The sequence below is a fragment of the Rhodocaloribacter litoris genome, assembly GCF_011682235.2.
GTDB classification, from domain to species: Bacteria; Bacteroidota; Rhodothermia; order Rhodothermales; family ISCAR-4553; genus Rhodocaloribacter; species Rhodocaloribacter litoris.
This window is the reverse complement of the sequence record NZ_CP076718.1, coordinates 1,490,558-1,503,923: the sequence shown is the minus strand read 5'-3', so window position 1 is coordinate 1,503,923 and position 13,366 is coordinate 1,490,558. Positions and strand designations below refer to the sequence as shown.

The window sequence follows — 13,366 nt, the reverse complement described above, 5'->3', positions numbered from 1 at the left end:
GCTAACGGATGATGATGAACTTTTCGAAGGCGCGCTCGCCCGTTTCCAGGTTCGTGATAACCGCGATGTAGAGACCGCTGGCTACGACCTGACGTGAGGCTGTGGTATGATCCCAGTAGGCATCGCCGCTGCCGTCCTCATGGAGGATGGTGTCGACGAGTTCCCCGATCTCGGTGTAGATGTCGATGCGGCAGCGACCCGGGATGTTGAGAAAGCCGAGCTTATCCGTCTGGTCGGGCCAGCGCACGTCGGGCGAGGCGCCGATATTGAAGGGATTGGGTACGATGACGATGTCGGCCAGGCTTTCCCCCGGCGGGCGTTTGAGCCGGGCCGGCGTATAGGTCTGGGTAAAATATCGGCTGCTCCGCAAGGCACCGGGGGGGGTGCCGGCGCGTCCGTCGCTGGCATCTTCGCGCACGGCTACCAGGTAGTAGTAGTAGTCGAGACCGCGGATCGGTTCGCCGTCGTCATCGCTCACGTCGTCATATCGGGTTTCGGTACCCGGTACCCGGGCAATCAGGGTATAGGTGCTGTCGAAGCGTCCGGAGGCCCGGTAGATTTCGAAGTGATCCGGCAGGGGTTCCCCGGCCGGGTATTCCCAGCGCAGGGCGATACGGTCTCCCCCCGATTCGACCAGGAACGTGGAGGGCGGAGCCGGCGGGCGAGGAGCCGCATAGCCGGTGGCAAAGTTTGCTTCGGCACGCCGGAACGTTTGCACGAGCGAGTCGCGCCCGGTGAAGACCCAGGCGTTTTTGGTCATCTGATGCCCTTTGTACTCGATGAGGGCGTCATCGTTGGCTCCAAGCGCCTTATAGGCACGGCCGATGGCCACGTTGGCTTCCCGGCTCAGGCCCGCTGCGGCCTCGACCAGGACGATGCGGAAGCTCTCCCCGGGTGCCAGGGTATAAGGACCAAAACCATAGGCTGCCGAGAATCCCCCCGACGTTCCCAGATTCGGCGCAGCATGGGTTGCCGACCACTCCGACAGACCGCCCGGGGCTACGATGTAGGCATGCGACTTGCCGCTGAAGCCTCCGCTTTGGAGACCTCCCTGGCCCGACATGATGGTGTATTCCTGTTCCATCTTGATCGGGTTAAAGGCATCGTTGTTCGACTGGTAGGTGTCGTCTGAACCGAGCCAGGCCACGACGGACGGTTGCCCGGGATCGTCGGTATTGCTTCCCGGTTCGGATTCCGCAAAAAGCGTAGCTACCCCCACGAATTGGGAGGCTCCCAGGCGTCCCAGTGTGTCCGTCGATGCGATCTGACCGCCGGGGTCAGGCAAGGCTTCTGGCAAAATGGGGCCGCCGATATTGTTGTAGGCCACGGCCTTGTCCGGCCAGTATCCATGCCAGGCGTATTGTGCTCGCAGCACGGGCCCGCCGTCCGGCATGACGTCGTCCACCCCGTCTCCCCAGCTGTCGATCATGGTGTTAATGCCCCAGCCCGAAGCGTTGCCGATGATGTAGCGTGTTTCTTTGGCGACCGACCAGCGCCATTGCCAGAAAACGAACACGTCCTCCAGGGTCTGGTCCGGCAATTCGATTTCTTCGTCGCCGTCGGTGTTGCCCGTGTTGGTAAACGTGTATTCGTAGATATGGTAGTTGTCGTGGTATTCTTGGCTGAACTGTAACACGCGCCGCCGCATGGTAAGTCCCAGCAGCGTGTTGACTTCGTTGATCAGGATCGCATCGGCCTCCAGGTCGGGGTCGACGCGGTCTACAGCCATCGGAGCAAGGCCTTCAGAGAGAAAGCCGTCCACGTACACCTCGGTCAACGGGAAACGAGTCACGAGCTCGAAGTGCACGGGAAAGAACTCGTTGGCGCCGGTGACACGGGGACCGGCATGAACGACGCGCACGTCGTATCGCGTGCCGGCACCATCGGATACGTTGCGTGCGCCGATCCAGAGACCTTTGGCCGCCTGCATGTCCGTAAACCGGTAGATACCGGGCCAGCGCATACCGTCTTGCTGGGTGCCCACAAAGCCCTGGGACTCGACCTCGGATCCGACGGATGAAAACCAGTTGTGCAGGGATCCGGCCGAGAGCCATTTCTTATCGAACTGGCTGTGCGCCGGAGTGGCACCCAGGAGCCACAACAGAAGCAGTAACGTACCGTGACGGAGGATGAATCGTCTCATGGGGATTTAAAGACTAAGCCTGAGGCCAAAGTAGATGTCTCGGGGGTTCAGAAATGTCAGAAACTGCATGTTGGGCATGTCGATATAGGCTTTTTCCTTGAGAATGCGGTTCATCCGGTCTTCGGGTACGGGTTGCCAGTTTCCGTCGACGTATTCCAGGTACTGGGCCGTGTTGCGCTCATAGTAGATACGACCCGCTTCAGGGGTGCCGACCTGTTCCCGGGTCGTGATCGGGTCGATGGGGACAAAGGGGACGTCGTAGTCGCGGTAGTCTCCCGGTCTGTCGTTACCGGGGATATTGTCATAAGCGTCCGACGGAGGCAGGTGCAGCGAGCGCATGTAGGCAAGGAAATCGTTGCCATCGACCATGCCGCTGAAGGAAAGCTCTTTGCGGTTCAGCACGTTGAACACGTCGATGAAGAGCTGAGCACGTGCTCCGGCCACCTCAAAGGCCTTGGTGATGCGTAGATCCAGGGCATAAGAGTCCCGGAAACGCAGGTTATTGACCACACCGGGTACGGACCCTCCGCCCGTCCAGGTGAGCGCGCTGCCGCGTTGCCAGCGTCCGATGAAGCTCATACGCAGGCCGCCCAAGGGCCGCAGCGACCCCAGGCCTGGACCGAACTCGTCGGGAAAGAGAATATCCAAGTTGATGCGCCCATACGGCTGGGGTACCGGACGGAACGAGGCATTGCGTCGTTCGGCGTCGCTTTCTTCAAACTGGCGTTGTACGGTCGGATTCTGATTAACCTGGCGGAAGCCAAAGTATCCGCTCGAGAACACCATATAGGTGTAGTTGATGAAGCCCTGGATCCATCGTCCCCGGTTGCGTGCGAAGGTCAGTTCGAAGCCTCGAATGTCCTGGTAGGCAAGCGGTTCGCGTGCAAAATAGTCGACCTGGCCATCCCGGCTGATGTAGTTGACGGTGCGCGGAAGCAGTGAAACGTCCTTGTAGTAGCCGGCCATGCGAATGAGGAACTGGTCGAGTAGCGCATGCTCATAGCCGATCTCATAGGCAATGGTCTTCGGCAGAGGCATGTTCGGATTGGCCAGCTCGCTGATTTGCCCCGTCTGAGGAAAGTATTCGACGAGGAACAGGTTGTTGGGGTCGGGCAGGGAGCGGAAGTGCCCGTAGTTGAAGAACAGCTTACTGAAGGAGGTGACCGGGAAGGAGACGCCCAGGCGCGGGCTCAGGGCGGTGATGGTCCGGGTTGGTATGCGCGTCAGCGCGGTGTCTAGGGCGACTACGGAGCGGAACCCGATCGAGAAGGGATTTTCGTGCAGATCGTACCAATCGCCTCCAGCCCGGAACGCATCCAGACGCAATCCTGCGTTGGCAATCATGCCCTGGAATTCCAGTTTGCCCTGTATGTAGGCCGATCCGCGGAAGGGCTTGCGATCCCAGCGGGAGATCACGTTGGAACTGGGTAAAAAGGCATCGAAGCGGCCGTAGCGTACCTTGCTCTCCGTCAGGTTCAGTTCGATTCCCGATTTGAGTTGCAGGAAGCGGTTGACCTGCCGGGTGTAATCTCCCTTCAGGTTCCAGACGACGACCCGGCTCGTGTCGCGGGCTGTGCTCATACCGACGCCTGTTCGCATGCCGGTTACGGCATTGGTGGGTTCATCTTCAAAGCCGAAGGGAGCCTCGTCGAAGCCGACGCCTCCGAAGAAGACGACCGGGGTGTTGTCCCGGGGGCGGCCGGGCCGGGTGTCATAGGCCGAGGCAAAGCGTGTAAAGCGTACCTCATAGAAACTGGCCTCGTCGAGGGCGTGGGTCAGCTTGAGCCCCTGCATGTTGCGCCGAATAGAAGTCGGAGCCCAGTAATCGCTTGCGAAGATTCGTGTGTCGATAAAGCTGACCTGGCTCATCGCCGAGGCGATGCTGGACGGAGACCGGAAAATGCCGGGTAGGCCCGAGAAATTGCTGACTGTGCCCGTCGTTTTGCCCATGAGCGCTTCCACGCTCAGCTTGATGCCCGGCGCCAGGTCGCTGGTCAGTTTGATGTGGCCGCTCCGGTCCCGGAAGCTGTCGCGCGAGAGCGGGATCAGGTACATCTCCCGGTCTTCCCGGTACGAGGCGTAAAAACGTGCATTGCCGAGCGGGCGAGAGAGGATCGGCAGGGGACCGCCTACTCCGAGGTCGACCACGTAGTCCGGTTTGACGATCTCCATCTTTTTCCTGAACTGCCACCGGAAGGCTTCCTGCAGTGCCTGGGGCGACATGTCGTTCGATGGATCGTCGTCGTTGAGGCGTTTTTCGGACTCGGCGATCCAGCCGTCGAACTCGGGATACTGCGCCTGGGTTGCGCGGTCCCAGGCTCCGTTCTTGGTGCCGGTCCAGGCTACTTCCGGGTCGAGATAGGGCCGGATCCAGTAAGAATCGGGGTCGTTGGCTGGCGGGCCGAAGTGCTTTTGAGCCGGAGGGCTGTAGCGCAGGATCAGGTCGGCTTCATAGCGGTTCGCGTGTCCCTCTTTGGTGATCACGTTGATGACGCCGGATCGCACATTGCCGTACTCGGCATTGAAGCCGCCCGTTTGCACCTGCACCTCCTGCACGGCGGCCAGGCTGAGCGACGTGTAGGGGGCATTGTTGCGTTCGTCACGCAGGGTGAGGCCGTTGAGGTTGAAAGCCAGTTCGTCGCTACCGCTTCCGCGAATCGAAAGTCCCTGGATACCGGCTTGTAGCCCGACGACCCCGCTGATGCTTGCCACGGGTAGCCGTTCGATGGTTTCCGACTCCACGGTCGCCATGCTGGCCGAAAGGTCGGGTTGCACCACCGGTCGCTCGGCGGTGACGACGATCTCTTCCCCCTGCACTATTTCCTCCCGCAGAGCGAAGTTAACGGTCGTCGTCAGGTCGATGTTGACACGTACCTCCTCGACGACCTGCGGTGTGAAACCCACGAAGGATGCGCGCAGGCGGTAAGTCCCGGGGGGCACGTTGAGTAAGGTATAGTAGCCGTCGACGTTTGTGGTCGTGCCGGTGACCGTGCCTTCGATGACGATGTTGACCCCCGGAAGAGGTTCGCCGGTGCGTGCATCCGTCACGCGCCCTGCAATCTTGCCCGATTGCGCGTGGACGGTCAAGGGCAGCAGGAGCAGAACCAGAGCGGAGAAGCACCGGCTGAGTACCTTGAGGAGCACCGCGGGCAAAGGATGCAGCAACGGACGCGGACGTATGAAGCGGCTTCTCTGTTCAGGGAGACGTATCGACATCATCATGCGTATCCAGGAAGACGGTTAGCCGGCCCGGTAAGGCCTTTATCCACCGGAATGGCCGGGCGAAGGGCCCGGTCAGGCACTCGGGCCGGATACTTGCTTCCAAGCTTTGATCCGGTGCCCCACCCGGCGCGGCAGGCAGGTAGTTCCAGGTGAGCAGGCCCCCTGTGGGGAGGGGTGCACCTCAGGGGGCATGCAGGGTCGCCTCGGCGGGGCAGTGATGCGTAAAAAATATAAAACGGTATCCGTCCCAGGGGGAGGGTTGCGCGATTTTGGAAGCGCTTCCTTTCTGTTTTGGGAACGTTTCCAAAATGCCGGGACCGCTTTCGAGATGTCTCCGGAGGCGTTCACCGCCCGGTCAGGCGGAAGAGGGCGGCGTCGACGGTCCAGAGCAGGAGGCCAAGTGCGCCGAAGGCGGCCAGGGCCAGCAGCGGTTCCCAGATGACGAGCCCGCCGAAAAAGCCCAGCACCCCGCCCAGGTATTTAATGTAGTTGAGTTGCTCGTTGGTCGTCTTTTTGAGCAGGTCCTCGAGCCGGCGCTCGTCGTACTGCATCATGTTGCTCATGATCATCGTGTGGACGTCCAGGTTTTCGACGAAGCCGAGCACGAGGCGGGTGGCCCAGGCTTCGATGTCTTCGGCCCGGGCCTCGATCAGGACGGGGACGCGGTCGAGCAGGTGGTCGAACTCATCGAGGACGGCATCCAGGGAGGCCGGCAGGTTGTGGATGGCCCGGTCGATGCGGCGTTTGAAGTCTTCTTCGTTCAGGAACCGGTAGGCTTTGAGCGCCAGGCCGCCCAGGCCGTCCCCGGCGTGTTCCTCGATCTTCTGCACGATGAGTTCATTGAGACGCCGCCGCACGGCCTCGGAGGCGAGCACGCGCTCCACGTAGTCGGCCGTGAGCGCCTTCAGCTCGGTCCGGAAGCCGGGGTCCTCGATCACGCCGCGCGTCACCCGGAGGGCCATCTCGCGGTATTTCGGGATGATCTCGTGCTCCTCGATCTTCTGCTTGATGATCTCCTCGTTGATCAGCTCTTCGGAGACGGCCCGGGCGAGCCGGTAGACGATGCGCTCACGCTGCGCCGGGATGAGCCCCTGCCCGAAGACCGGGCGCTTGCGGCGCGGGTGGAACAGCATCGTGATGGCCAGCCAGTTGGTGGCGAAGCCGATGAGGCCGCTCACCGAGAGGATGCGCAGGAGGCCGTCGAGGGCCAGCGTGCGGCCGAAGGCGGTGGCCGTCATGCCGGGGAAGTCCCAGACGAACGAGAAGCCGAAGAGCAGGGCGAGCAGAAGGGGGACGAGGCGAAGGAAGGGCAGCAGCCGGGCGTGGGTGCCCACGAGCCGGGGTGGTTCCTCGATGCGGGGGTGGGCGGGGGGCCTCGGAGGCAGGTGGCGGCGGACGTACCGGGCCAGGAGGTCCCGCAGATCCCGTGCCCGCGCCCGGGTGATCTCCCGGGCTTCGGGAACCGAGGCGGCGGGCACCGCCGGTTCCGGGGTGTCCGGCTCCGGGACGGGGGGCGGGGATGAAGGCTCCTGGGGCATACGATGGCGTGCTGCACGTCGTGCGGGGAACGTCGTGTCTACGGACGAGCGCACGACGGCCTGCGTTCCGCCGGGGGGCTCACCCGAAGCCGAGCCGTTCGGCGTCGGCCTGCATCCCGGCGATGACGTTGGCGATGTGGGTGTCCAGGTCGAGGCCCAGTTCCTCGGCGCCCCGGCGGATGTCCTCCCGGCTGACCGCGGCGGCGAAGGCCTTGTCCTTGAGTTTCTTCTTGACCGATTTCGGCGTCAGGTCCGCCAGCCCGGTCGGGCGGACGTAGGCCACCGCCGTGATGAAGCCGGCCAGCTCGTCCACGGCAAAGAGGGTTTTGGCCAGGCGCGTCGTGCGCGGGGTGCCGGTGTACTCGGCGTGTCCCAGGATGGCCTCGATCACCTCGTCCGGGTAGCCCGCCGCGCGCAGCACCCGCGTGCCCACATACGGGTGTTCCTCGGGCGTCGGGTGCCGCTCGTAGTCCATGTCGTGCAGCAGCCCGGTGATGCGCCAGAGCGTCTCGTCCTCGCCAAAGAGGCGTGCGTAGTGGCCCATGGCCGCCTCCACGGCATAGGCATGGCGCCGCAGGCTCTCCCCCTGCGTCCATTCGTGGAAAAGCGTCAGCGCGTCGTCGTAGGAGGGCATCGGCACGTCGCGTTTGACCTCGGGGGTGTTTTCGTGTACGGGTAGCGGCGGGACTCAGAAGATATCGATCAGCTTTAACTCGCGCAGGTATTTACGCGGGTGCGCCTGGAACTCCGTCACCAGGTTGTTCAGGTTGGTGAGGGTGGCGTCGAGCTTGAAGTAGAGGGTATCGTCGGCCAGGAGGCGGCCCAGGGTGCCCTCCCCCCGGTTGAGGCGGGCGATGACCTCGTCGAGGGCGGCCGTGGTGGACTCGAAGGCGGCCAGGTTGCGGTCGAGCCGGGCGAGCACGCCGTTGAGGTTGTGCACGACGACGCCGAGGGAGTCGCCCTGTTCGGCGACGACGTCGTTGAGGCCGGCCGTGAGGGCCTCGGTGTTCTCGAGGACCCGGCGCATCCGGCCCTGCTCGGAGCGGAGGAAGGCGTTCAGGGTGCCGAGGCTGGTGCGCAGGGCGGCCAGCGTCTGCCGGAGGTCGCTTCCGGGATCGTTGAGCAGGGCGCGTGTGCCGGTGAGCGTGGCATCGAGGCCCACGAGGACGCTGTCGACGCGGTCGACGAGGGCCGGGGCGCGGTCGGTCAGCGTGCCGAGCAGGTCCGTGCCGGTCTCGCTCGGGACGAAGCCGCCCTCCGGGATGGGCGGGTTCCCGGGCGGGCCGAGCAGCAGGTCCAGCCGGACGACGTTCAGGGCGTCGAAGCCGGAGATCCGGGTGCGTGAGCCCTCGGGCACCTTGATGCCGCTGTCGACGTGGAAGCGCACGCGGACCCGGTTCGAAGCCGGGTCGAGCCGGACCTCATCCACCGAACCGACGACGACCCCGTTGATCCGTACGGTGTTGCCGGCGATGAGGCCGCCGGCGTTCTCGAAGGCCGTCTCCAGGCTCATCGTGCCCCGGAACAGCGGCAGATCCTCGAAGAAACGGACGCCCAGGATGAAGATCACCGCGGCGATCAGGATGGACAGGCCGACTTTGAGCTCTTTCGCGTATCGCATTGATGTCCGCGTAAGGGTGAACGGGGGAGGGGGACGTATCCGCCCGACGGTGGCTCAACCGGTACGCAGGGCCGAGGGACGGCCGATCTGGTACTCGTTGGCCCGTACGAAACGCAGCAGCACGTCGTCGTCACTCTCGTGCAACTCCTCGACCGTGCCGACCCAGTGCATCCGGCCCTGGTAGATGAAAGCGGCCCGGTCGGCAATCGAGAGCACCGAATGCATGTCGTGCGTGACGACGATGTTGGTCATGTGCAACTGGTCGGTGAGGCTCTTGATCAGTTCGTCGATGGTGTTCGAGGTCTCCGGGTCGAGGCCGCTCGTCGGCTCATCGTAAATCACGTAGCGGGGCCGCAGGGCCACGGCGCGGGCCAGAGCCACCCGCTTGCGCATCCCGCCGGAAAGCTCGGCCGGCATCTTCGACCCGACGTCCGGAAGCTGGACCATCTCCAGGCATTGCTGCACCTCGCGACGGATCTCGGACTCGCTCATGTTCGTGAAGGTACGCAGCGGGAAGGCCACGTTCTCGAAGGCGTTCATCGAGTCGAAGAGGGCCCCACCCTGGAAGAGTACCCCGAACTGGCGACGGATTTGCCGGAGCTCGTCATAGGAGATCGCGTCGATGTCCACGCCGTCGACCAGGACGCGGCCGCGGTCCGGTTTGAGCAGGCCGATCAGGTGTTTCATCAGCACGCTCTTGCCCGAGCCGCTGCGCCCGATGATCGCCAGCGTCTCGCCGTCGTGGATCGTCAGCGAGACGTCCTCGAGCACGGATTTGCCGTTGAAGCTCTTGTATATGTGGTCGACTTCGATCATGCCGGGGCGGAAGGACGGTCAGGAGAGCAGCGTGGCGGCCAGTACGAGGTCGGCCAGCAGGATGTAGACGCAGCTCGTGACGGCCGCTTCGGTGGTGCTTTGCCCGACCCCCTCGGCTCCGCCGCCGGTGAAGTAGCCCTTGTAGCAGGAGATCGACGTGATCAGAAAACCGAAGACCAGCGACTTGATCGTGCCGAAGATCGGATCGAAGGGCTGGAAGAACTCGCGGGCTCCGTCGATGAACTCGCCCGTCGTGACGTAGCCGCTGAGGGAGCCGACGAACAGGCCGCCGGTGATGCCCACGAAGCAGGCCGTTACGTAGAGCACGGGGAACATGATGACACCGGCCAGCACGCGCGGGACGATCAGGTAGCCGACGGAGTTGAGGCCCATCGCTTCGAGCGCGTCGATCTGCTCGGTGACGCGCATCGTACCCAGTTCCGCCGCGATGCGGGCGCCCACCCGCCCGGCCAGAATGAAACCCGTCACCACCGCACCCAGCTCCAGAATCATCGACGGGACGACGATCGAGCCGATGATGGTGCGGGGAATGAAGGGCGAGACGAGCTGGTAGGCCGTCTGCACGGTGGTCACCGCACCCGAGAAGGCCGCCGCCAGCGCCACGATCGGGATCGAGTCGATCCCGACCCGTATCATCTGATCGGCGAGGTTCTTGCGGTAAATGCTGAACTCGCGCAACGAGCCGAAGGCGTGCCACAGGAGCAGGGCATACCGGCCCAGCGCCGAGACCGGTTCGAGCAAAAACGTCGCAAGCGATGCCATGCGGGCGGCGGGTGGTTGGCGGGTGATCGGGGTGGGTACGCCGGAATGCCTTTCCTACGCCGGGGCGGGCCGGGCGGATGCTTTTACGGATGAAAACTATGTTATTTCCCCGCTGCCGGAAAGGTCGTGCCGGGCCATGACAACGGGCTGTCAGCCTGTGGCGTATCTTTGCCTGAGACGGCCGGCATGTGGCTTCGTTACGGGGCCCGCTCCGTAGGCCGCCCGGATGCCGGAGAACGTAACGATCGTGCGGAAGGGCGGGGCCTCCGTTGCCCGGGAGGACCGGCCGCCCTTCCCGAACGTGCAACGTCTCAACGTGTCACGCGTCCAGCGATTCCTCATGCCCCGAAGCCAGACCCGATACGTTTGCCAGGCGTGCGGCCATGCGGCCCCGCGATGGCTCGGTAAGTGCCCCTCGTGTGAGGCGTGGAACACCTTCGTGGAAGAAGTGGCGCCCTCGCCGGTGAAGGCCCGCGTGGCACGGGTGCCCGGCCCGGCCACGGAGCCGGACCGCCCCCTGCCCCTTTCGGAGGTAGCGCTGGGCGAGGAGACGCGGCTGCGCACCGGCGTGGAGGAGTTCGACCGGGTGATGGGCGGGGGCATCATGCACGGCTCGGTCACGCTCCTGGCCGGAGATCCCGGCATCGGCAAAAGCACCCTCATGACCGAGCTGGGCAAGTACCTTCCGCAACGACGCCTGCTGTACGTTACCGGGGAAGAATCCCCCCGGCAGGTGAAGCTGCGTGCCCGGCGGCTCGGCGTCGAGACGGACGCGCTGCTGCTCCTGGCCGAAACGAACGTCGAGGCCATCGTGGCCGCCGCCCGGGAGACGGCACCGGACCTGCTCGTCGTCGACTCGATCCAGACCCTCTTCCGGCCCGACATCGAGAGCGCGCCGGGGTCGGTGAGCCAGGTCCGCGAGAGCGCAGCGGCCCTGATCCAGCTGGCCAAACGGATGGACCTGCCCGCCTTCCTCGTCGGCCACGTGACGAAGGAGGGGGCCATCGCCGGCCCGCGCGTGCTCGAACACATGGTGGACACGGTCCTCTACCTCGAAGGGGACCGCCACCATGCCTACCGCATTCTCCGCGCCGTCAAGAACCGCTTCGGCTCGACGAACGAGATCGGGGTCTTCGAGATGCGGGAGACGGGCCTGGCCGAGGTGCATAATCCCAGCGAGATCTTCCTCTCCCAGCGCACCTATGGCGTCAGCGGCTCGACCGTCGTGTGCGCCCTCGAAGGGACGCGCCCCGTCCTCGTCGAGATCCAGGCACTGGTGGCGCCGACCTCGTACCCCTCGCCGCAGCGCACGGCCACCGGCTTCGACAACCGTCGCCTGCAGATGCTCCTGGCCGTGCTCGAAAAGCGTGAGGGCCTGCGTCTCTCCACGCACGACGTCTTCCTCAACGTGGCCGGGGGGGTGCGCCTGAGCGAGCCGGCCGTCGACCTGGGCGTCGTCGTGGCCGTGGCCTCCTCCTTCCGCGACATCCCGGCCGACACGGGCACGGTGCTCATCGGCGAGGTGGGGCTCGGGGGCGAACTGCGTACCGTCAGCCGGATCGAACCGCGCCTGAAGGAGGCCGCCCGCCTCGGTTTCGAGCGCGCCGTCGTGCCGAAGCACAACCTCAAAGGGCTTCGCGCCCCGAAAGGGCTGGTCGTCACGGGCGCCGAACGGCTGCATGCCGTGCTGGAACTGGTGCTCTGAGCCGCCGGTCCGCACCGGCATGCAACCTTTTTGCGGTATCGCCATAGCCTGATGCAATAATCCCGGTGCGCCCGCCGTTCTATAGGGCGAACGTCGGACATAGCGCACCGGTCAGCCGGGTTTTCGAAGCGATCGCCAGCCCTGCGGATGCATCCACCGGACGAACAACTGGTCGAGGCTTACCTCGAACGCGGGGACCAGCATGCTTTCCGCGCGCTGGTTGAGCGGCACCAGGAACGGGTCTACAGCTACCTGCGGGGGATGGTGCGCGATCCCGACGTGGCCGACGACCTGTTTCAGGAGACGTTCCTCCGGGTGATTGCGGCGCTGCAGAACCGGCGCGGCTCCTACACGCAGCAGGGCCGGTGGCTCGGCTGGGTGATGCGGATCGCCCGCAACGCGGCGCTCGACCACCTGCGCAGCCGCAAAAAGTGGCAGGACGTCGCGCCCGGCGGCGAAGACGGCGCCTCGTTCTGGGAGCGCCTCCCGGACGAAGCCCCGGTCGCCGACGAGCTCCTGCACCGTCGCGAGCAGGGCGACTTCCTGGCCGCCTGCATCGACCGCCTGCCGCCCGAGCAACGCGAGGTGCTCCTGCTCCGCCACCATGCGGAACTGACCTTCCGGGAAATCGCCGAGTTGACCGGTTGCTCGATCAACACCGCCCTGGGGCGGATGCGCTATGCGCTGCTGAACCTTCGCAAGATCATGACGGCGTCAAAAAAAAAGAGCCTGGCCGAGACCGCGACATCGTGACCGGTTCTTCGCAGGATGGGATCCATGGATGAGCGGCTACATATCGTGCGCCACCTCTACGGGGAGGTCGAAGACGCGGAGGAACTGCGTCGCCTGCTCGAAGACGCGACGTTGCGGGCCGAGTATGAAGCCCTGCGCGAGGTCAAGTCCCGCCTCGATCGGTGGCCCCCGGCGCGTCCGGATGCAGCGGTGCTGGAGCGGGTCGTAGCCGCGGCAGCACATCCGGAACGACGCGCCGCACCCGGAGGGCCGCGCCCGGACCGGGGGCCGCGACGCGCCCCCCGGCGAGCCGGACGATGGATCGGAGCCGCGGCGACGCTGGCCGTGCTCCTCGGCGTCGGGCTGGCCTACCTGGTTGCCCCTGTGCACGGGCCCACAGACCCGAAACCCGCGCCGCCGGCGGGCGAGGCGAACGCCGCCGCGCGCACACCGACGGCCGGCGTGCCCCTCGCGGCGGATCGAACAACCCGTGTGCCGCCCGTGCCGGAGTCCGTGGCCGTCGGGGAGGCGGGCGCTCCCGTGGCGGCCGCGCAGCCGGCCGGAACGCTGGCCGCCGCCGCACAGGTCGCCGGGCCTGCCCTGGCCTGGGACGAAGCCGACGACGTGCGGCGCCTCCATCGCCGCATCGCCTCGCTCCGCGCCCGCAACGCCGATCTGCAATGGGGAGAACCGGCCGTGCCGCTCGAGATGCTCTCCGGTTTCGCCGGAACGACGCCCGGCCTGCGGCAGGCCGGGGAACGCGGCGGGTACACGCCGCTGCGCATCCCCGATCAACATCCGTGACA

10 protein-coding genes are annotated in these 13,366 nt (G+C 65.0%); 3 read left to right on the top strand and 7 right to left on the bottom strand.

What is annotated here, in order from left to right; translation table 11 throughout:
- Position 1 precedes the first annotated feature (1 nt).
- From GQ464_RS06205 to GQ464_RS06175, 7 genes are all read right to left on the bottom strand, one after another.
- The gene (locus tag GQ464_RS06205; RefSeq protein WP_166980214.1) at positions 2-2,143 is read right to left on the bottom strand and encodes a fibronectin type III domain-containing protein; all 2,142 of its coding nucleotides are present in this window, start codon (positions 2,141-2,143) and stop codon (positions 2-4) included.
- 6 nt (positions 2,144-2,149) lie between these two features.
- Entirely contained in the window at positions 2,150-5,365 is a 3,216-nt protein-coding gene (locus GQ464_RS06200) for a TonB-dependent receptor (RefSeq protein WP_166980216.1), read from the bottom strand.
- A gap of 344 nt (positions 5,366-5,709) precedes the next feature.
- Positions 5,710-6,903 (bottom strand): DUF445 domain-containing protein, encoded by a 1,194-nt coding sequence (locus GQ464_RS06195; protein ID WP_166980218.1) that lies wholly within the window; start codon positions 6,901-6,903, stop codon positions 5,710-5,712.
- 79 nt (positions 6,904-6,982) lie between these two features.
- Positions 6,983-7,537: an HDIG domain-containing metalloprotein gene (locus GQ464_RS06190; RefSeq protein WP_166980220.1), complete on the bottom strand. Its 555-nt coding sequence runs from the start codon at positions 7,535-7,537 to the stop codon at positions 6,983-6,985.
- Between the two features lie 54 nt (positions 7,538-7,591).
- On the bottom strand, positions 7,592-8,524 hold the full coding sequence (locus tag GQ464_RS06185; protein WP_166980222.1) for an MlaD family protein: 933 nt from the start codon (positions 8,522-8,524) through the stop codon (positions 7,592-7,594).
- Between the two features lie 54 nt (positions 8,525-8,578).
- Entirely contained in the window at positions 8,579-9,340 is a 762-nt protein-coding gene (locus tag GQ464_RS06180; RefSeq protein ID WP_166980224.1) for an ABC transporter ATP-binding protein, read from the bottom strand.
- Positions 9,341-9,358: 18 nt separating this feature from the next.
- Entirely contained in the window at positions 9,359-10,123 is a 765-nt protein-coding gene (locus tag GQ464_RS06175; protein ID WP_166980226.1) for an MlaE family ABC transporter permease, read from the bottom strand.
- A gap of 340 nt (positions 10,124-10,463) precedes the next feature.
- On the opposite strand from GQ464_RS06175, the gene radA reads away from it, so the two are divergent.
- The 3 genes from radA to GQ464_RS06160 all read left to right on the top strand — a co-directional run bounded on the left by radA (position 10,464) and on the right by GQ464_RS06160 (position 13,364).
- Positions 10,464-11,828 (top strand): DNA repair protein RadA, encoded by a 1,365-nt coding sequence (radA, locus tag GQ464_RS06170; RefSeq protein ID WP_166980233.1) that lies wholly within the window; start codon positions 10,464-10,466, stop codon positions 11,826-11,828.
- A 147-nt stretch (positions 11,829-11,975) separates the two neighbouring features.
- Positions 11,976-12,581 (top strand): RNA polymerase sigma factor, encoded by a 606-nt coding sequence (locus GQ464_RS06165; RefSeq protein WP_166980228.1) that lies wholly within the window; start codon positions 11,976-11,978, stop codon positions 12,579-12,581.
- 24 nt (positions 12,582-12,605) lie between these two features.
- On the top strand, positions 12,606-13,364 hold the full coding sequence (locus GQ464_RS06160; protein ID WP_228350660.1) for a hypothetical protein: 759 nt from the start codon (positions 12,606-12,608) through the stop codon (positions 13,362-13,364).
- Positions 13,365-13,366: the final 2 nt, after the last annotated feature.